The organism is Actinoplanes nipponensis (assembly GCF_016862275.1).
Taxonomy (GTDB): Bacteria; Actinomycetota; Actinomycetes; order Mycobacteriales; family Micromonosporaceae; genus Actinoplanes; species Actinoplanes nipponensis.
Map to the genome: position 1 here is coordinate 183,109 of NZ_BOMQ01000008.1, position 19,717 is coordinate 202,825.

Below are 19,717 nucleotides of genomic sequence, written 5' to 3' on the forward strand. Positions count from 1 at the left end.
GACATCTGCGTTCACGTGGTCCCGCCTCGTTCGGCCTGGCTGGCGGCGACGATCCTGTCCACGGCGTCGTCGAGCGGGACGTCACCGGTGTCGATCACCAGGTCGTAATGGCCCGCGTCGGCGGGATCCCAGTGCATGAGCCGCTGCGACATCTGCGTACGGACGCGGTCCTCGCGCTGCTGGCGCCGCTGCGCGACGTCGCGGCCGACACCCGAGTCCTGCGCGGCGCGGGAGACGCGTGCCTCGACCGGCGCCTGCAGGCGTACGTGCACGGCACCCCGCGTACGGGCGAGGATGACGGTGGCGTCGCGGCCGACGATCACGCCGCCCGAGTCCTTCACGGTGTCCAGGACGTCGGCGATGTTGCGGCGTACGAGTTCGGTGTCGATCTCGGCGTCCGCGGCGATCGATGCGTCCACCTCGTTCGGGGTCCGCGAGAACGACCGGAGGAACTCCGACACCGGGCCATCCGTACGTCCGGGCGCCGTGGTGGCGGCGGCCTCCAGGTCTGCCGAGCTGAAGCGGGTGCCCACGTACGGAACTCCCAGCCGCTGCGCGACCCGCTCTGCCACGTACGACGCGCCGGCGCCGAACTGCTCGTTGACGGTGACGATCGGGCGGGAGGCGACGAGGTCACCGTGCGGGCCGAACGACACCGCCCGGTCGTGGGTCGCGGTGTCGCCGAGTGCCCCCTGGGCCCGGCGCTGGCGCAGCTCGGCGACGATCTCGCGATGTTGGCCGGCCCCGAGGGGGTAGCGGGACAGCGCGAGCGCGGCGAGGACGCAGAGTCCGGCCGGCACCCACCCGGCCGCCACCTTGATGCCCTGGATTGCTCCGGCCGATTGAGCATCCGCGCCTGCGACATAGCCGAAGGCGCCGATGACCGCTCCGCCGATGAAGCCGCCGATGCCTTGGCCGCACTTGCGGACGAAGGAGAGGATCGAGTAGCTGCCGCCCTCGGCCCGGGTGCCGGTCTTCCACTCGCCGTAGTCGACCGTGTCGGCCTGCATGGAGAACATGAGGGCGTTCGTGCCGCCGAAGCCGACGCCGTAGACCCCGAACGCGAGCAGGGCCAGCGGCAGGCCACCGCCGCCGGTGGGCACGAGAGCGACGAGCACGAAGCCGATGACGGCGAAGCCGGCGAGGATCACGTAGCCGATCCGTTTGCCGAGCTTGACGGTGATCGTCGATACCAGCGAGGCCACGCAGATCGTGCCCACGGTCTGGGCGAGGTACAGCCAGGTGAAGCTGCCCGCGTTGCCGAGCACGTCGCGGGCGAAGTACAGCATCACCGCGTTCATGGTGAATCCCGCACCGAGCAGGAACAGCGCGCCGAGGCACAGCACCAGCAGCGGCTTGTTCTGCCGCACCATCGCCAGTGTCGTCGACAGGGTGAGCTTCCCGGCGCCGCGGGGCACCACCTCCTTGGTGCCCTGGAAGCAGATCCAGTAGAGGACCAGCGCCACGACGGACAGGACGATCGTCGCCATCGTGAACCGCAGCCGGATGCCGTCCGCGGTGGTGTCCTCGAAGCGGGGGGCCAGGACGAAGGCGAGCAGGACGCCGGTCACCGCGGACGCGATGGACCGCGCGCCGGCCAGCCGGGACCGGTCGTTGCTGTTCTCCGTCATGGCCGCCGACAGTGACCCGTACGGGATGTTGACGAAGGAGTAGCACACCTGGAAGGCCGCGTCGAACAGTAGGACCCACGCGACGGTCGCCCCAGGGCTGAGCCCGGCGGGTGTGCTGAACATCGCGACGAGGCTGATCGACAGCAGCGGGCTGACCGTGATGATCCACGGGCGCAGGCGCCCCCATCTGGTGTCCTTGCGCCCGACGGTGTTGCCCGCCACCAGGTCGGTGACGCCGGCCCAGATCTTGGTGATGCCGTAGATGGTGCCCGCCGCGGCGGCGGAGATCCCCGCGATGTCGGTCATGTACGCCATCAGGAACAGCGACGTCATCTGGAACGAGACATTGTTGGCGACATCGCCGAGCGCGTAGGAGAGCACCCGCCGGCGGGGCATCTCGTCCGCCGAGCTCGCCGGTTGAACCTGAACGGATCTGCTCATCTCGTCCTCCGGTCGCGAGTGGCCTGATCAGCCGGCCAGCCCGCCGCTGGACGTCCCGGGCCGCAGGCGCTGGAGCACCTCGCCCGCGTGCGGCTCTGAGATGGTCGTCATGGGCTAACTCTGGTCCGTAGGGCGCCCGAGGGGCAAGGGGCGAACGGGCCCGCTCGGGCAGCACGCCCACGACGACAGGAGGTCGTCTTCCAGCGATCCACCGTCAGGTGTGTTGGAATGCAGCATGGCCGCGGTGACCCGGAACGAGCGCCCCACGCTGGTGATCCTGGGCGCCCTCGGCGACCTGACCACCCGCCTCCTGATCCCGGGACTGGCCGGGCTGGTGCGGGGCCACGACACCCAGGTCGAACTGCTCGGCAGCGGGCGCGAGGAGCTGGACGACGACCAGTGGCGGGAACGGGTCGCACAGGCGGCAGGACCGGACCCGGGCTCCGCACTCGAGGCGCTCATCCGTGACACCCGCTACGTGCAGGCCGACGCAACTGATCCGGCCGAGCTCGAACGCCTCCTCGCCGCGTGCTCCGGTCCACCGGTTCTGTACCTCGCCCTTTCCCCGGCGGTCGCCGCGCAGGCGTGCCGGGCGCTCGCCGAGGTCGCCCTGCCCGCCGACGCCCGGCTGGTCATGGAGAAGCCGTTCGGCACCGACCTGGCCGAGGCGAAGGAGCTCAACCGGCTGATCACCACCCTGGTGCCGGAGGACCAGGTGTACCGGGTGGACCACTACCTCGGCATGTCCACCGTACTCAACATCATCGGGTTACGGTTCGCCAATCGGGTGCTCGAGTCGGTTCTCGACTCCGATCACGTGGCCGGCGTCGACATCCTGCTCGACGAGAGCCTCGGCCTGGAGGGACGCGCCGGCTACTACGACCAGGCCGGTGCCCTGGTGGACATGTTGCAGAGTCACGCCCTGCATGTGCTGTCCTTCCTGGCCATGGAGCCGCCGAGCAGCCTCGACGCCCAGGATCTGCGGGACGGGGCCGCCGCCGTCCTGCGGGCCACCCGGGTGTGGCAGAACGACCCGGTGGGCAGCAGCCGCCGCGCCCGCTACACCGCGGGTACGGTAGGCGACCGCTCGCTGCCGTCCTACGTCGATGAGGACGGCGTCGATCCGGACCGGGGTACCGAGACCTTCGCCGAGGTGACGGTGGAGGTGAACACCTGGCGGTGGGCCGGGGTGCCCTTCCGGCTACGCGCGGGCAAGGCCCTGCGACGGCTGGACAAACACGTGGTGATCACCTTCCGCGAGCCCAAATGGGTCCCGGAAGGACTATTGGGCTGCACACACACGGATCGCGTACATATCGGTCTCGACCCCGAGGTGCTCCGGCTGGACTTCAACGTCAACGGCCCCGCCGACCCCCGTACCGTCGAACGCGTCCAGATGACCGTGCAGCTCGCGCCCGGCGATCTGCCGCCCTACGGCCAGGTACTGGCCGGGGTACTGACCGGAAACCCCACTCTGTCGGTCCGCGGCGACGCGGCCGAGCAGACCTGGCGGATCGTGGAGCCGGTCCTGCGGGCATGGCGCGACGGACACGTGCCCCTGCAGGAGTACGTCGCGGGCAGCGACGGCCCCGCAAGCGACCGCAGTCCGGAGTGAAAGGACGGCGAGATCCTCGCGTCGCCGGCGCCGGATCGTGCCGGCGACTTGCCGCCGGGCCCGGCGCGGCGCAGGATGAACCTTGACCAACACCGCGCCGGTAGGAGGTCCCGTGTCATCGTCGACGCCCCAGCACGGCTCTGCTCGTGAACGGGCCGAGAAGCTGGTCGGGGCCATGACGCTGGAGCAGAAGATCGCTCAGCTGCACGGCGCCATGGAGACCATCGACATCTACGCGCTCAGCGCGCAACTTGCGGAGTCCGGGGCGGACATGGACCAGCTCGCCGCCCAGGTTCAGGTCGAGCGGCACGTCGCGGCGATCGACGAACTCGGCATCCCGCGGTTCCGGATCACCAACGGCCCGGTCGGGGTGGGCATGGGTGACGGAACGCCCAGCCCGCCCGCCACCTCGCTGCCGATGACGATCGGCGTCGCCGCCGGTTTCGACCCCGAGCTGGCGCACACCTACGGCGACATCATCGGCTCGGAGACGGCTACGCTCGGCCAGCACGTGCTGGAGGGCCCCGGCGTGTGCCTGCACCGCACCACGATCGCCGGTCGCAACTTCGAGTACTTCTCCGAGGACCCCTACCTGACCGGCGTGATGGGGGTCGCGGTGACCAGGGCCATCCAGGCGCATGACGTGATCGCCATGGGCAAGCACTACGTGGTCAACGACCAGGAGTACGAGCGGTTCCGGGCCAGCGTCGAGGTGGACGAGCACGTGCTGCGTGAGCTCTACCTGCTGCCGTTCGAGATGCTGGTCAAGGATGCCGGTCTCGCCGCGATCATGAGCGCCTACAACCGCATCCGCGGGGTCTACGCCACCGAATACCGCCACACCCTCACCGACATCCTGCGCACCGAATGGGGCTTCGAGGGGTACGTTCAGTCCGACTTCTGGTCCTGCCGTTCGGCTGCGCCATCCCTGAACGCCGGCATGGACCACGAGATGCCGGACGCCAAGTGGCTCAACGAGACGAACGTCAAGGCCGCCCTGCAGGACACCAGCCTGGAGATCGAAACGGTGAACCGGGCCCTGGTGCGCCGTTACACGCAGATGTTCCGATTCGGACAGTTCGACCGCCCGTACGCGCCCGGCGAGATCGACGCTCGCGGCCACGGGGCGGCCGCACGGACGATCGGTTCACAGATCGCGGTCCTGCTCAAGAATGACGGTGGGGTGCTGCCGCTGGATCCCCACGTCGGTTCCATCGTCATCATCGGCCAGCCGGCGTTCGTCGACCAGGCCTGCCTGGGCGGTGGCGGTTCCTCCAAGGTCATCCCGCTGTACACGGTGCCGCCGCTGGACGGCCTGCGCGACGTGCTGCGCGATCTCGGCTCGGCGGCGACGGTCACCAAGGTCACCGTCGGCGAGGACCTGTCCAACCTCGACGCGGCCAGGTCGGCCGCCCGGCAGGCCGATGTGGTCGTGCTGATGGCCGGGCTCGTGGCCACCGAGGGCACCGACCAGTCCGACGCCACCATGCCCCACGACCAGAACCGCATGCTCGACGAGCTGCTGGGCGTCAACCCGACCACGGTGGTCGTGCTCAAGGACAGCAATCCGGTGCTGATGCCGTGGCTGGACAAGGCTCCTGCGGTGCTCGAAGCCTGGAACCAGGGCGCCGAGGACGGGCATGTCGTCGCCGACCTGCTGTTCGGCGTGGTCAACCCGTCCGGCAAGGTGCCCACCTCCTATCCTGCATCGGCGGACGACACGCTGTACGCGGGCCGGCCGGAGCGCTACCCCGGCACCGACGAGGGGGACGGCTATCCGGTGATCCGCTACTCCGAGGGCCTCGAGGTCGGTTACCGTTGGTTCCAGGCGCAAGGTATCGAGCCGCTGTTCGGGTTCGGATTCGGTCTGTCCTATACGACCTTCGACCTCAGCGCGGTGGCGGTCGATGCGCCCGACGCGGGCCATGCGCCCCTGACGGTGACCGCGACGGTGACCAACACCGGAGCTGTACGCGGCGCCGAAGTGGTGCAGGTCTACCTCGGGGTGCCGGTGTCGGGACAGCCGCCCAAGCGGCTCGTCGGTTTCCGGAAAGTGTGGGTGGAACCGGGGGAGCATCAGCAGATCACGATCACGGTCGACCCGGCCACGACCAACCATCCGTTCGCTGTCTGGGACTACGGCACCCGCGGCTTCGTCACCAGACCCGGCGAGTACACCGTCTATGTGGGCACTTCCGCCGACGACACCCCGCACACGGCGACGCTCACCGTGCAGTGAGTGCTGAGCCCGGGAACCCCCGGCGCGCAAGGTAGGTGGAAAGGGGCCGGCGCATGGCAGGAAACCTCCTTGAGGTGCACCCCGATCGCCTGTTGCCGGCGGATCCAGGAACCCGGGCGATCGCCCGCCGGCTGTACGACCGCGTGCGGCAGCTGCCGGTGATCTCGCCGCACGGGCACGTGGACCCCGCCGTCCTGCTCGACAACCACCCGTTCCCGGATCCCACGACGCTGCTGCTCACGCCGGATCACTACATGACCCGGTTGCTGCACGCCGACGGTGTCGAGCTGTCCGCGCTCGGCGTCGGTCAGGGCGAGTTGTCCGAGGCGGCGTCGCGGCAGGCGTGGCGGCTGCTGTGCGAGCGGTGGCACGTCTATCAGGGCACTCCGGTGCGCTACTGGCTCGAGGCGGAACTGTCGGACATTTTCGGTGTGACGCTGGCTCCGTCGGCGAGCAGTGCGGATGCCATCTACGACCAGATCAGCACCGCGCTCGCCGAGGAAGCCTTCCGCCCGAGGGCGTTGTACGAGCGCTTCGGCATCTCGGTGCTGGCCACGACCGACGATCCCTGTTCCGATCTGGCCGCGCACGCCGCCCTCGCCGCCGACCCGGCATGGCACGGCCGGGTGATCCCGACGTTCCGTCCGGACCGGTATCTGGAACCGGGGCAGGAAGGCTGGTGCGGCGCGGTGGCCGCCCTCGGCCGCAGCGCCGACATCGACGTCGGCGACTACGCCGGCTACGTCGAAGCCCTCGAGCGCCGCCGCCGGTACTTCGTCGCGCACGGCGCGGTCTCGGCCGACCACAGCCACCCGGATGTGCGCACGGATCCCCTGAGCCCGGCCGAGGCCGCGCGCATCTACCGGGCCGCGCTCGCCGGCGAGGCCGGGCCCGGGGAGGCCGCCGCCTTCCGCCGCCACATGCTGCTGGAGATGGCCCGAATGTCCTGCGAGGACGGCCTGGTCATGACCCTGCATCCAGGCGTACGGCGCAACCACCACGGACCGACCTTCCAGCGATACGGCGCGGACGTGGGCGCGGACATACCGTTCGGGGTCGAGTTCTCCGACGCCTTGCGGCCGCTGCTGGAGCGGTACGGCACCAGCCCGGGTTTCCATCTCGTCGCCTTCACGGTCGACGAGACCGTATGGTCGCGGGAACTCGCGCCGATGGCCGGCTTCTACCCCTGCCTGTACGTCGGCGTGCCGTGGTGGTTCCTCGACGCCCCGTACGCGATCGGACGGTTCCGGGCGACGGTGACGGAGACGGCAGGCTTCTCCCGCACGTCCGGATTCGTCGACGACACCCGGGCCTTCTGCTCCATCCCGGCCCGGCACGACATGTCGCGCCGGGTCGAGGCCGGCTTCCTCGCCGGCCTGGTCGCCGAGAACCGCCTCGGCGAACAGGAGGCGGCCGACATCGCGGTGCGCCTCACGTCGGACCAGCCGAAGGCGGTGTTCAAGCTGTGAACGCGCTGCTGTCGCGGTCGGCCGGGCACGGGCGGGCCGCGCCGCCGGTGCGGCTGGTGCATCTGGGACTCGGGAACTTCTTCCGGGCCCACCAGTGCTGGTACACCGACCACGCCCCGGACGCCGCCGACTGGGGCTATGCCGCCTTCTCCGGGCGGGGCGGCGGCGGGTTACCGACGCGCCTGACCGCGCAGGACGGGCTCTACACCCTGGTCACCCGGGGTGCTGCCGGCGACACCTTCGAGGTGGTGAACAGCCTGGCGCGAGCGCACGACGCCGATGATCACCAGGCCTGGCTGACCTACTTCGGCTCACCGCGGCTGAGCGTCGTGACCTTGACCGTCACCGAAGCGGGCTACCTGCGCGGACCGGACGGCGGCCTGGACGCCGGGCGCCCCGAGGTGCAAGCCGACCTCGCCGCGCTACGCGCCGATCTCTCGGCAGTGGTACGCACCGCGCCGGCCCGTCTGGTGGCCGGACTGGTCGCGCGCCGCTCGGCCGGTGCCGGCCCTGTCGCGCTCGTACCCTGCGACAACGTGCCGGGCAACGGAGCGATCGTGGACCGGGTGGTCCGCGACATGGCGCACCTGCTCGACCCGGCCCTGACCGACTGGCTCGACGATTCGTTGACGGTGGTGACCACGGCAGTGGACCGGATCACCCCGCGCCCCACCCCGGACGAGTCCGGCCGCGTCCGCCAGGCGACGGGGTTCGACGACGACTGTCCGGTGGTCACCGAGCCGTTCCGGGAGTGGGTGCTCAGCGGCCGCTTCCCAGCCGGTCGCCCGGGCTGGCAGGACGCCGGGGCCACCTTCACCGACGACGTGACGCCCTACGAGCGCCGCAAGCTGTGGCTGCTCAACGGCGCACATTCGCTGCTGGCCTACGCGGGGTCGATCCGCGGGCACACCAGCGTGTCGCAAGCCGTCGGCGACGCCACCTGCCGGCAGTGGCTGGAGCAGTGGTGGCAGGCCGCCTCGCGGCAGCTGGACCAGCGCGAAGCCGACCTGGCGGCGTACCGTCACGCGTTGCTGGACCGGTTCGCGAATCCTCGGATGCATCACCAGCTTGCCCAGATCGGCGCGGACGGCTCGCAGAAGCTGCCCATCCGCATCCTGCCGGTGCTGCGCGCGGAGCGGGCCGCGGGCCGGATGCCCACCGGCGCCACACTTGTCCTCGCCGCCTGGATCTGCTGCCTGCGGGGCCTCGGCGCCCCGGTCTCCGACGTCCACGCGCAGTCGGTGGTCCCGCTGGCCGACGGACCGCTGCGCGACGCCGCACGGCGGGTGCTGCACGATCTCGACCCCGCCCTCGGTGAGGACGCCGAGGTGGTCGCCACCGTGTGGCAGCAGTGTCAGGAACTCGCCGGCGGGGCGACGACATGACGGCTGACACAGGAAGGTCGTTGCCATGACGCAGCTGGCGAGTATGGGCGGGGACACCTCGGCTGACTTCGACCGCGCCGGTAGTGGCGAGTCGGTCGCGCTGCGACCGTATGAACTGTCGGACGTGGCGGGTCCATTGAGCGCCGATGACCTGGAGGCCGTGGACGCTGCACGCCTTCGGCGCGGCGCTGGACAACCCGGAGCTCACCGTGTTCTGCGTCGTCGGTGACGGCGAGGCGGAGACCGGTCCGCTGGCCGGAAGCTGGCACGCCAACAAGTTCCTCAACCCGGCCCGCGACGGGGCGGTGCTGCCGATCCTCGCCCTGAACGAGTACAAGATCGCCAACCCGACCATCCTGGCCCGCATCCCCGAGCCGGAGCTGCTGGAGCTGATGCGCGGCTACGGCTACGCCCCGCAGGTCGTGGCCGGCGACGATCCGGCCGCCGTGCACCAGCGGTTCGCGGGCGTCCTGGACGACTGCCTGCAGCAGATCGTCGACATCCAGCGCGCCGCGCGTGCCGGCGGCGACGACGGCCGCCCCGCATGGCCGATGATCGTCCTGCGTACTCCGAAGGGCTGGACCCGACGTCATCGACCGTGTGCCCTCGCTCGGCGCCCGCGCGGCGGGTCTGCGGCAGGACATGGTCGACGCTCGGCTGGCCGCCCGCACCTACACCCGCGAGCACGGCGCCGACATGCCGGCGGTCGCGGACTGGGTCTGGCCCGGGTGAGCCACCGGCCACCGGCGCACCGGTAAGGGGCGGATCCGATGAGGTGGACGCCGCCTCAGCGGTGGACGGGCGTCGCCTGGCCGGTCGCGCAGCAGAGTGTCGCGGCGGTCATCGCGTGGCTGATCGCCGTACGGATCGCCCATCACGCGGACCCGCTCTTCGCGCCGATCGCGGCAGTCATCGGGTTGAACGTCGCGCTGGGACGACGCGGCTCGAACGTCGTGCACATGCTGTTCGGCGTGCTGATCGGAGTGCTGGTGGCCGAGGCGGCGTTCTGGCTGGCCGGCGGCGGCGTCTGGACCCTGGCGGCGTCGATCTTCGTGGCCATGCTGGTCGCCGCCGCGGTGGGCGGCGCCCGGATCCTGCGGGCGCAGGCGGCGGTCAGCGCGATCCTGGTCACCGTCCTGGGCCACCCGGAGCAGGGCTGGGATCGTCTGGCGGATGCCGCGATCGGCGGCGTGGTCGCGCTGACGTTCAGTCAGGTGTTGTTCCCGCCGGAGCCGCTGCGGCTGCTCAGGCGCGCGCAGGCGAAGGTGCTGTCGAGCCTCACGGACGGTCTCCGGATGACCGCTGACGCGGTGGAACAGGGTGACCGGCAGCGCGCGACAGCCGCCACCACGAAGCTGCGGAACCTGCGGGACGATCTGGCGGAGCTCAGCACCTCCCGAGCGGCCAGCGCACGGATCATCCGGCACGCGTTCCCCTGGCGGCGCCGGGCCGGGCCGGTCGTGACCGAACGGGAACGTGCGGACCACCTTGATCTGCTGGTCGGCAGCTGCCTCATGCTCACCCGTACCGCCATAGCCGTCGACGGCCCGCAGCGTTTCCCGCTGGCGGCCATCATCCGGCAACTGGCCGGCGAGCTCGAAGGTCTTGCCGCGGACCCGGGGGACCGGTCGGTTCGGCAGAGCGTCGCCGAGCGTGCCGACGAGCTGGCCAGGTGGCTGGTCGAGCACGGCGGTGAGGTGCCGGCCCAGTCCGCGCTCGCCGACGCGTACGCCGGCATCCGGATGGTCGCCGCCGACGTCATGATGGTCGCGGGAATCGAAGACGAACAGAGCACGACGACCACGGCGAGTTGAACTCCAGGAGGACGGATGAGGGTAGAGCAGCTGACAGACCCCGTCGCTTACCATGCCGAGGGCCCGGTGTGGTATCCCGGCTGGGGTGGGCTGCGGTTCGTCGACATGCTGGCCGGCGATGTCATGAGCCTCGCGGAGGACGGCTCCCTGTCACGCCGCCACGTCGGAGAGGTGGCCGCGGCGCTGCGGCCACGCGCCGGCGGTGGCGCGGTCATAGGCGTGAAACGAGGGTTCGCCCTGGAGGATCCCGACGGGACGCTGACGGCGCTGCCGCACCTGTGGACCGACGCCCGGGTACGGATGAACGAGGGCGGCTGCGACCCGGACGGCAATTTCTACTGTGGATCCATGGCCTACGACCAGTCACCCGGCGCGGCCGCCGTCTACCGGCTCGCGCCCGACGGATCCGTGCGGATCGTGCTGGACCGGGTCACCGTGTCCAACGGACTGGAATGGAGCCCGGACGGCTCACGGGTCTACTACAACGACACCGCCACCTGTGCCATCTCGGTGTTCGACTACGACGCCCGGGCCGGACTGACGAACCGGCGCACGTTCGCCGAGCTGCCCGACGGCGGCCGCCCCGACGGGCTGACCGTCGATGCCGACGGCGGGGTGTGGACCGCGGTCTCCAACGGCGGCGCCGTCTACCGCTACAGCCCCGGCGGCGTACTCGACGACAAGCTGGAGGTGCCGGCGCGGAAGGTGACCGCCTGCACCTTCGGCGGCGAACGCCTCGACCAACTGTTCATCACCACGTCGCAGGAGAACGTCGACACCCGCGACGACCCGCTGGCCGGGTCGCTCTTTCGCGCCGACGTGGGCGTCGAAGGTCAGCCGGTCCGCTTGTTCGCGGGTTGAGATCGACGGGGGACCGGTCAGCTCGCCGACTCAGGGTCGCGGATCACGACCACCGGACACGGTGACTGGGTGAGGCACTGGGTGGACACCCTCGACCAGCCACAGCTCGACATCGGGCCGGTCGGCGTCGACCGAGGCCCGCCGAATGCTTTCCCGCAGGGTTTCTCCCGCGCGACTCCTCGATCAGCATCCGGGCCGGGTCGCCGTACAGGACCTGGGAGGTCACGGTGACATCCGCAGCGCCCACGCGTGCCACCACGTCCTGCACGCCGGAGGTGACCTCCTGCAGCAGGGCCGTGCGGAGTTCGGCCACGGAGCGCAGCGCCGAGAGTCGCTCGACCTCCTGCGGCGTGCCGCTCGGGTGCCATGCGTTGATCGCCCGTACCGGAGGGCATCGTCGGACTCCGGCGAGCCGTCGACGCCTACCCCCGGTCGCCGCGCACATGGTGGGCCGTGCGGTGTACCGGGCCGGACAGGTCAGGAAGGACCTGCTCGTGGTCGACGAACTGGCCGACGACCGCAGGAACGATCAAGCTTCCGCGCGGTGATCCGTTACGGCACGGCTCCCGGCATCCGGGGCTCACCGCAGCCGGAACAGGACCTCGCCGGCGTCGGGCACGACGAAGCTGCCCGCGGCGATCTCCGCAGGCAGATCGATGGAGTCCGGATCCAGGTAGCCCAGGTTCGCGGCGTGGCAGACCTCCGGCGGGATCCGGGTCGCCAGGGTCACCTGTACCCGTAGGCGTTCCTCGCCGGTCTCCGGGTCGTAGGTGCCCGCGCCGCGCAGGTGGGTGGAATGGGCCAGGGTGCCCCAGTGGATGTGCTTGAAGCGGTCCCACTGCTTCACGAAGTAGTCGCGGCAGTGGTAACCGATCTCGTTGATCTCGGGGTGACTCGTCGAGATCTCGGTGATGTGCGGCGCGTAGAGGATGACCTCACCACCGTCGGCCACGGCCGGTTCGAGCTTGTAGAAGCCCTTGGCGCCGGTCCAGATGTCCTCGTACATCTCCGGCACGAGCGAGATCACCCGGTGTACCGGTTCGTCGAGGTAGTGCACATGGGTCGCGGCGCACACCTCCGCGGCGTCCGCCCAGGCGGAGATGGTGTCACCGAACGAGATGGAGTGCAGGGCCAGGCTGCCGGCTTCGCCGACGACGCAGAAGGACAACTTCTCCGCCGGTACGCGCGCAGCACCCTCGTTGATCAGCGCGCGGACGGGGGTGACCGTGGTCGTGCCGATGATCTCGGCCGAGGTGATGAGGGCACCGATCCAGTGCGAGACGTCGATGATCTCCTGGCCGGCCACCCCGGGGAAGAAGTACTTGTTGCCGCCGGAGATGCCGACCACCTCGTGGGGCAGGACCGGCCCGACGACCAGGGCGACGTCGTGCTCCACGACAGCCTTGTTGAGCAGCACCCGTACGTCCATGCTCAGCCGCCCCTCGGACAGCTCCGCGAGCCGGGCGGCGGGGATCGTACCCAGGTCGGCGAAGGTCTCGGGCCGCCACCACTCGTGGTTGAGGACGGTCATACCGGGATAGGTCGCATCGAGCGCTCCCTCTTTGAACCCGAGGTGCCGGGCGATCGCCGCGTCGGTCATCGGCTGGTGGGTGCCCAGCGCGATGAGGGTCGTCATCCGGCTCACCCGCCCGGAGAGCGCCTGGTGGACCGCGCCCAGCAGCAGGGGCAGCGGACAGGTCCGGGTGCCGTCCGGGACCAGGATGCAGACGCTGCGCCCGTCGAGGTCGACGCCGGCCAGCTGGCGGCCGACGAAGGCGCGTACCTGGTCGTCGGTGAGAACCGTCGTGGCTCCGCCGAGCCGGGTGGCCTCGAGATGGTTCTGGGTACGGGTGCCCGCGATGCCGGTCATGACTTCCAATCTGGCCCACCACCGGCACCCGCGGCAAGCTCAGGTGCGCCTGACGGCAACTGATGGACCGCCGAGTGGGACGTGGGGCATGACCAGTCTTGCACCGGCGGCCGTCCAGCCGTGCGATATCTCGGCCGGCGGCTGTGCGCGGGCGACGGACGGCACTGTGAGGATGGGTAACGGCGAGAGCCGGAGCAGCTGGGTGGCGACACTGCCGAGCAGGAAGTTGACCACTGATCCGTGCCCGCTGTTACCGACGACCAGCATGTCTGCGCCGGCGCTGCCGGCAAGATCGAGGATCTGGCAGGGAACGTTGCGCGTGGTGGTCCTGGACGACAGGACGGTGACGGGGACGCCGTCGTCCCGCAACCGTCGCGCCGTACGGTGCAGTGACGCCAGCATGGCCCTGCACCCGCCGCGGCCGAGGTCGTTCCTTACCCAGGCTCTCCATGATGGTGTACATCCTTCCCGAGACCCCAGGTCTCCTGATCCTGGATGTCCGTCAAACGGAGTGGGCCCACTGCGCCGTCGGGCCACCGGCGCTTGGTCCGGACGGTGCTGCGGCTGATCGACGGAGAGTCGTCCAGCCGGATAGCGTACGAGCCTTCGCTCGTCCGACGGGCCGCCGCGAAGACGCATCGGACGATCGCGTATCGATCACGCCAGCGACCGGCCGGACGCTCGCCCGGCGGGCGGGCGGGCACGAAGCCTCGATGCGTCCAGCGGTCAGAGCGCTTGCTTCGCCGCATTGATCTCCCGAGCAGCGCGGTGATCCGGTGGGGCCCAGCGGCTCATCTCTTGCGGACTGCTTGCCACGCAGCGTCGAGTAGGGCGAATACGCGGTAGAGCGCGTATGCCGCCCACCCGGTGGCCAGGGGAACGCTGAGAAAGATCACCGCGCCGCCGAGGTATCGGGTGCTCTCCAGCATCCAGCCGCCGGCCAGTAGGACGGAACCCACGACGACGGCCCAGGCCAGGACGCGGCCGGTCTTGGTCAGCGAGATCCACAGGTTGGCGTTTGCGGCATCGCCCGGCTCCGCCGGGTTGCCGACCTGGGCCTGCACGGCGAGGCTGTCGAGGTCCCGCGCGGCGGACCGGTCGGTCTCATGAGGTGATTCACGTAGCACCGCCGACACGGCGCGCAGGTCGTGGTGGTCGCGCAGCCGTCCGGTCCGCGGATCGCCGAGCAGTACCACGGGGTGCGGGAAGCCGAGCAGCCATGCCTTGCCGTAGCCCCGCTTTGTCCGCGGCGGCAGCACGACGGCTTTGCCGTCGTGCATGTCGTCGCGGTAGGTGCGGTCGCCGTTCACCCACACCAGTTCCGTGCCGGAGATCGTGAACTCGGAGTCGACGAGGATGCCGGCATGGCTGAACAGCGTGACGAACTGGGCGTATGCGGCGACGACCGCGAGCAGGCCCAGCACGGCGACCGTGGCGCCGAGCAGCTCGTGTTGCCGGGCTGCGAAGCCGGTGAGCAGCAGCGCGGGAACGACGGCGAACAGGTACCAGCTCAGGAACAGCAGGAAGCGCCGCCGGTTCATCCAGCGCTGCGTCCGCAGGCCCTCCGCGCCGGGCGGGAAGGCGGGCAGAGCTGTCCCGCCGGCCGGCCGTTCCCCGGCATTTCCGTGGAGTCGTTCGCGGGCGTTTTCGCTCAGCAGCACCAGGCTGAGGCGGTAGACCCGGACTTCGAGGCGGTCACCGGCCAAGTTCGCGAGGTCGCGGACGAACTGCCTTTCCTCGATCTTCGGCTCGGCCAGGTCGAACAGCCGCACCGCTGGCCGGCCGTCCACGGTGGCCCGCAGGTCGCTCGGGGCGTCCAGGCTGACGTTCGGTTCGAGCACTAGGTAGAGCGCGGGAATTACCCGGTGACCCCGCCCCTCCACTTCCCGGTTCTTGATCACCACCGCTGAGATCTCGGCCCATCGCAGCTCACGTCGATACCGGCCGATCCGCACCGTCCAGCCGTCCCGGTCGGCGGCAACCTGAAACGGCTGCAGCGCATACCAGAGAATGCCGGCCGCCATGAGCAGGGCGATCAGCGTGCCCGCTCCACTCCAGAGCCGCCCGTACACCGAGCCGTCGACAGTGACTTGCAGGCTCACCAGATAACCGGCGAATCCCACCATCAACGCCGCGGAAACCACCGCGATCGCCCGGGAGCTGGCTGAACGGCGCAGATTCACCGATTCATCATGATCCAAGCGGGCAACTCAACCGAGATCCCGCCCCCTGGGTGACCATCACACCGTGAACCACCCGACGGTGCGCCAGTTCAGTTGCGACGAGCTGGCGGCCGGGCGGACGCCAGCGGGCAGAACCATCAAGTACAGAACGGGACGCTCGCGGGCGTGGTCGATGATCGTCCGCGCGCCGGCTCACCGCCTGAGGCGGACGGTGACGATCTGGAAGGGGCGCAGCCGCAGTTCGGGGCCGGTGTCCGCGACGTGCCGCTCGAGCAGGTCGGTCAGGCTCAGGCCCGCGGTGGGGAACGCCGTCCGCAGCGTCACCCGGCCCGGTACGCCGTGGCTCTCGTAGAGCCGCACGACCACGTCGCCGGAGCGGTCGTCGGCCGGTTTCACGGCCTCGATCAGCACGTTGGCGTCGCCCTCCAGCCGGACCAGGGGTTCGACCGCCGCCACGCCGGGGCGCTCGACCGGCGGCAGGTTGAGCCGGTAGCCGGCCGCCACCGCGTCGGCCACGGTGGCCGCCGCCAGCAGGTGGAAACGGAACTCGTGCCGGCCCTGGTCGGTCTGCGGGTCGGGGAACTGCGGCCCGCGGACCAGCGTGGCCCGCAGCGACGTCGCCATGCCGCCGCCGTGCCGGGCCACCCGGCGGACCTCGTGGCCGTACGTGGCGTCGTTGGCCAGCGCCACCCCGACCGGCTCGCCCACGTGCACCCATCGGTGGGCGGCGACCTCGAAGCGGGCGGCGTCCCAGGACGTGTTCTCGTGCGTCGGACGGGTCACGTGCCCGAACTGGGTCTCGAACCGGGCGCGTTCGGCGTGCACGTCCACGTCGAAGCCGAGTTTCAGCAGTCGCTGCTGCTCGTGCCAGTCCACCTCCAGTACGATCTCGACGCCCGGCTGCCCAGGCCGTACGGTCACCGTCTGCCGGACCGCCGAGGACGCGAACCGACGCTCGATCACCGCACGGGCCGCGCCGTCCTCGGTCACCGACACTTCGAGCGACTGCACGTCCGTCACGTCGGTGACGCTCGCGCGATAGTGCCGGTCCACGTCCCAGGCGTCCCAGTGCGCGGGGTAGTCCGGGTGCAGTTGCAGCAGCCCCGCGCGTCCGCCGGGGGCGATCGCCTCGGTGCCGGTGGCCAGATCCCGTACGGACGTGATGGTGCCGTCCGTCGCCAGCGTCACCGCGGTGGTCTCCGACGTCAGCGTCAGCCCGTGAACCGTCGCCGCCGGATACGTGACCGCCGGACCCAGCCGGGCCCCGCCGGCCGGCGTCCCGGCGATCTCGACCGGCGCCGCGTTGAAGGTCACCGGCGCCGTTCCGTCCCCGGCCAGCGCCGTCTGCGCGGCGCCGATCAGCTCCTCCAGCGTGCGGATGAGCTGCTCGTAGGTCTGCCGGGCCGCGCGGTGCACCCAGCGGATCGAGGACCCCGGCAGGATGTCGTGGAACTGGTGCAGCAGCACGGTGCGCCACGCGGCGCGCAATGCGTCGTACGGGTACGCCGCCGCCCCGGTGACCATGGCGGTGGTCGCCCACAGCTCCGCCGCGCGCAGCAGGTGCTCGGCCCGGCGGTTGCCCCGCTTCATCGCCGCCTGCGAGGTGAGGGTGCCGCGGTGCAGCTCCAGGTACAGCTCCCCGAACCACTGGGGCGGATCGGGGTACTCGGCCCGAGCCGCGTCGAAGAAGGCCTCCGGCGTCTCCACCCGTACCCGGGGAAGGCCCTGCTGGTCCGCGGCCCGCGCCGCGCGGGCCAGCATCTCCCGGGTCGGTCCGCCGCCGCCGTCGCCGAAGCCGAACGGGATCAGCGAGCGCGACGCCGCGCCCTTCTCCCGGAAGTTCTCCGCGGTGTAGATCAGCTCCTTGGCGGTCAGCTCACCGTTGTAGGTGTCGGCCGGCGGGAAGTGGGTGAACACGCCGGTCCCGTCGATGCCGACCCAGTGCAGGGTGTGGTGCGGGAAGCGGTTGACCCGGTTCCAGGAGATCTTCTGGGTGAGGAAGTACTCGATGCCGGCCTGCCGGACGATCTGCGGCAGCGCCCCCGAGTAGCCGAACGAGTCCGGCAGCCAGGCCACCCGCGAGGTGGTGCCGAAGTGCTCGAGGAAGTACCGCTGGCCCTCGGTGAACTGCCGGACCATCGCCTCGCCGCCGGGCAGCACCGTGTCGGACTCGACCCACATCCCGCCGACCGGCACGAACCGCCCCTCGGCCACCCGCTCGCGGGCCCGCTCGAACAGCGCCGGATGGTCCTCGCGCAGCCATTCCCAGTGCTGCGCCGCCGACATCACATGGACCAGGTCGTGGCCGGCGTCCATGAGCTGCAGCACGTTCGCCACCGTGCGGGCCACCTTGCGGCGGGTCTCGCGCAGCGGCCACAGCCAGGCCGAATCGATGTGGGCGTGCCCGGTCGCCGAGATCCGGTGCGGGTGCCCGTCGGCGGGGGAGTCCAGCACCACCGCCAGCGGCTCCCGGACGGCCGGTACGTCGAGTCCGCGCGCGTCGAGCGTGTCGATCGCCCGTTGCAGAGCACGCGTGGCGACTGCCCGCAGGGTCGAGTCCACCGCCGGTTCGGCGATCAGGCCGGCGACGAGTTCGAGATCGGCGATCAAGCCGGCCACCGCGGCGTCGCGGACCACCACCGCCGCGGCGGCCAGCGTGTACAGCGGTTCGTTGCCGGCGGTGTGCACATCACCGAGCGGAGTTGGCCGGAACTGCTCGATGTGGGCGCCGAAGAACTGTGGATTGGCCGCGGCTTCCAGGAAGACCTCGACGTCCGGGCCCCGGACCGGGACCCAGTTGTTGCGCGGCTGGACAGCCTTGAGGACGGTGCCGTCCGCGTCGTACGCCAGTGCCTCGGCCTGGAAGCCGGGCATCGAGTCGTCCCGCCAGCCGAGGTCGACGACCAGTTCCAGGTCGCCCGGGGGCGGGTCGGGGACGGTGGCGCGCACCCGGAACCACGTGGTGTCCCACGGCCGGCCCCACGGCTGCCCGATCGCGAACGGCCGGTACGGCGCCCGCAGCCCGGTCGCCGCGCCCACCGGCTCGCCGCCGACGTCCCAGGCGGCGACCTCCAGCGTGCCGACCGGCCGGGTCAGCGCCGGCCGGATGCGGTCGCGCAGGGCCCGGATCAGCCGGTCGAGCGCGATGTCCTCGGTGTGCATGGTCGGTCCTCCAGCACCACCGGTACGGGCGCGGCGCCACCTGGATGCCGGCCGCCGGTGGCCCGGCCCGCACCGGGTCTGTCGACTCCGACCGGCATGGAGCCACCGTAGTCGCCGGCCATCGACTGGCGCATCCGGAAGCGTCGGGTCCCGTTCGTACCGTTCTGCAGGTCGCCCTCCTCAGGCCGTTCGGCGGCGGACGACCATCGCCCCGCCACGAGCGCCACGCCGATCAGCAGGGCGATGACCGCGACCCGGCCGGCTCGTGTCGGCCGGCAGGTGCCTCGGTGCGGGCGTGTCCCCGGGGCAGTGAGCCGGGGTCAGACACCGAGAGATGCGCGGACGGCGTCGACCTCGGCGAGCAGTTCTTCCTGACAGTCGAAGCCACGCTCGATGCAGTCCAGGTCGACACCGCATTCGAGCTGTCGCCGGCGCAGCAGCGGCTCCAGAGTCAAAGTGACCGGGAACGCCATCGGGTCGAGGTCCGGGGCCCGTTCCCGCAGCACCTTGAACGCGGGCGGAACGCCGGTGCGGTCGCCGACGACGAGCCAGTCGTCGCGCTGCCGGTGGAAGACGACGCCGGCCTCGAGGCCCTTCGTCCATTCGGTGAGCAGGCCGGCCAGGCTGGGAGCGGCACGGACAGTGTCCCAGTAGTCCGGCCCGATCTCGTAGCGCCAGATCTCGCCCTCGTGGTCGCCCTCGAGGACGAAGGTGAACACCACGACGCTGAAGCGGAAGAGTGGCATCTGGCGCCGCCACGGAAACGGGGTGCCGACCGAGCCGGCGAGATCGGTGAGCGACGCGCCCGCAGTGGCGTCGGACGGCCAGGGCAGGAGCACGCCACCGTGGGGGAACAGCGGGCTCGAGTCCCATCCCTGCGACTGCAGCCAGGTCAGCTGATCGGCGACGTGGTCGACGTCGAAGAGCCGGTACACCACGTCCGGCGGCGGACCATCCGACGGAGCGGAGTGGTCCGGCCACCTCAGACCCGCCGCCGTGGCGGCGGTCCGGTAGTCCCGGGCCGCCGCACGGAGAACGCGCATGTCG

The 19,717-nt window shown here is 70.8% G+C and carries 12 protein-coding genes and 1 pseudogene; 7 read left to right on the forward strand and 6 right to left on the reverse strand.

Going from position 1 to position 19,717, the window contains the following annotated elements; all coding sequences use genetic code 11:
- Positions 1 to 11 precede the first annotated feature (11 nt).
- Entirely contained in the window at positions 12 to 2,072 is a 2,061-nt protein-coding gene (locus Ani05nite_RS02190) for a cytidylate kinase family protein (RefSeq protein ID WP_203763796.1), read from the reverse strand.
- Between the two features lie 235 nt (positions 2,073 to 2,307).
- Here Ani05nite_RS02190 and Ani05nite_RS02195 point away from each other — a divergent pair, with 235 nt between their 5' ends.
- The 7 genes and pseudogenes from Ani05nite_RS02195 (at position 2,308) to Ani05nite_RS02230 (ending at position 11,455) form a co-directional block, all read left to right on the forward strand.
- Entirely contained in the window at positions 2,308 to 3,687 is a 1,380-nt protein-coding gene (locus tag Ani05nite_RS02195) for a glucose-6-phosphate dehydrogenase (protein WP_203763799.1), read from the forward strand.
- Between the two features lie 112 nt (positions 3,688 to 3,799).
- A complete protein-coding gene (locus Ani05nite_RS02200; RefSeq protein ID WP_203763802.1) occupies positions 3,800 to 5,926 on the forward strand; it encodes a beta-glucosidase family protein in 2,127 nt (708 codons plus the stop codon).
- A gap of 53 nt (positions 5,927 to 5,979) precedes the next feature.
- Entirely contained in the window at positions 5,980 to 7,395 is a 1,416-nt protein-coding gene (gene uxaC / locus Ani05nite_RS02205) for a glucuronate isomerase (RefSeq protein ID WP_203763817.1), read from the forward strand.
- Entirely contained in the window at positions 7,392 to 8,780 is a 1,389-nt protein-coding gene (locus tag Ani05nite_RS02210; protein ID WP_239129120.1) for a mannitol dehydrogenase family protein, read from the forward strand. Before uxaC ends, Ani05nite_RS02210 begins: the two co-directional genes overlap by 4 nt.
- Before the next feature lie 170 nt (positions 8,781 to 8,950).
- Positions 8,951 to 9,364 (forward strand): annotated as a pseudogene (locus Ani05nite_RS02215) (phosphoketolase family protein); the annotation flags it as partial.
- Between the two features lie 186 nt (positions 9,365 to 9,550).
- The gene (locus Ani05nite_RS02225) at positions 9,551 to 10,594 is read left to right on the forward strand and encodes an FUSC family protein (RefSeq protein ID WP_203763821.1); all 1,044 of its coding nucleotides are present in this window, start codon (positions 9,551 to 9,553) and stop codon (positions 10,592 to 10,594) included.
- A 15-nt stretch (positions 10,595 to 10,609) separates the two neighbouring features.
- Positions 10,610 to 11,455: an SMP-30/gluconolactonase/LRE family protein gene (locus Ani05nite_RS02230; RefSeq protein ID WP_203763824.1), complete on the forward strand. Its 846-nt coding sequence runs from the start codon at positions 10,610 to 10,612 to the stop codon at positions 11,453 to 11,455.
- Positions 11,456 to 12,035: 580 nt separating this feature from the next.
- Here Ani05nite_RS02230 and Ani05nite_RS02235 read toward each other — a convergent pair.
- From Ani05nite_RS02235 to Ani05nite_RS02255, 5 genes are all read right to left on the reverse strand, one after another.
- Complete coding sequence (locus Ani05nite_RS02235; RefSeq protein ID WP_203763827.1) at positions 12,036 to 13,325, reverse strand: lactate racemase domain-containing protein; 1,290 nt, start codon at positions 13,323 to 13,325, stop codon at positions 12,036 to 12,038.
- Between the two features lie 39 nt (positions 13,326 to 13,364).
- Positions 13,365 to 13,727: a universal stress protein gene (locus tag Ani05nite_RS02240; RefSeq protein ID WP_203763831.1), complete on the reverse strand. Its 363-nt coding sequence runs from the start codon at positions 13,725 to 13,727 to the stop codon at positions 13,365 to 13,367.
- 389 nt (positions 13,728 to 14,116) lie between these two features.
- Positions 14,117 to 15,508 (reverse strand): hypothetical protein, encoded by a 1,392-nt coding sequence (locus Ani05nite_RS02245; protein ID WP_203763834.1) that lies wholly within the window; start codon positions 15,506 to 15,508, stop codon positions 14,117 to 14,119.
- 192 nt (positions 15,509 to 15,700) lie between these two features.
- The gene (locus Ani05nite_RS02250) at positions 15,701 to 18,670 is read right to left on the reverse strand and encodes an alpha-mannosidase (RefSeq protein ID WP_203763837.1); all 2,970 of its coding nucleotides are present in this window, start codon (positions 18,668 to 18,670) and stop codon (positions 15,701 to 15,703) included.
- 320 nt (positions 18,671 to 18,990) lie between these two features.
- On the reverse strand, positions 18,991 to 19,713 hold the full coding sequence (locus Ani05nite_RS02255; RefSeq protein WP_239129121.1) for a hypothetical protein: 723 nt from the start codon (positions 19,711 to 19,713) through the stop codon (positions 18,991 to 18,993).
- Positions 19,714 to 19,717: the final 4 nt, after the last annotated feature.

What these genes read in the sequence shown, in the direction of transcription:
- Ani05nite_RS02255 (WP_239129121.1), bottom strand. Translation starts at nt 19,713, where the DNA reads ATGCGCGTTCTCCGTGCGGCGGCCCGGGACTACCGGACCGCCGCCACG.
- Ani05nite_RS02225 (WP_203763821.1), top strand. Translation starts at nt 9,551, where the DNA reads ATGAGGTGGACGCCGCCTCAGCGGTGGACGGGCGTCGCCTGGCCGGTC.
- Ani05nite_RS02195 (WP_203763799.1), top strand. Translation starts at nt 2,308, where the DNA reads ATGGCCGCGGTGACCCGGAACGAGCGCCCCACGCTGGTGATCCTGGGC.
- uxaC (WP_203763817.1), top strand. Translation starts at nt 5,980, where the DNA reads ATGGCAGGAAACCTCCTTGAGGTGCACCCCGATCGCCTGTTGCCGGCG.
- Ani05nite_RS02230 (WP_203763824.1), top strand. Translation starts at nt 10,610, where the DNA reads ATGAGGGTAGAGCAGCTGACAGACCCCGTCGCTTACCATGCCGAGGGC.
- Ani05nite_RS02190 (WP_203763796.1), bottom strand. Translation starts at nt 2,072, where the DNA reads ATGAGCAGATCCGTTCAGGTTCAACCGGCGAGCTCGGCGGACGAGATG.
- Ani05nite_RS02250 (WP_203763837.1), bottom strand. Translation starts at nt 18,670, where the DNA reads ATGCACACCGAGGACATCGCGCTCGACCGGCTGATCCGGGCCCTGCGC.
- Ani05nite_RS02240 (WP_203763831.1), bottom strand. Translation starts at nt 13,727, where the DNA reads ATGCTGGCGTCACTGCACCGTACGGCGCGACGGTTGCGGGACGACGGC.
- Ani05nite_RS02235 (WP_203763827.1), bottom strand. Translation starts at nt 13,325, where the DNA reads ATGACCGGCATCGCGGGCACCCGTACCCAGAACCATCTCGAGGCCACC.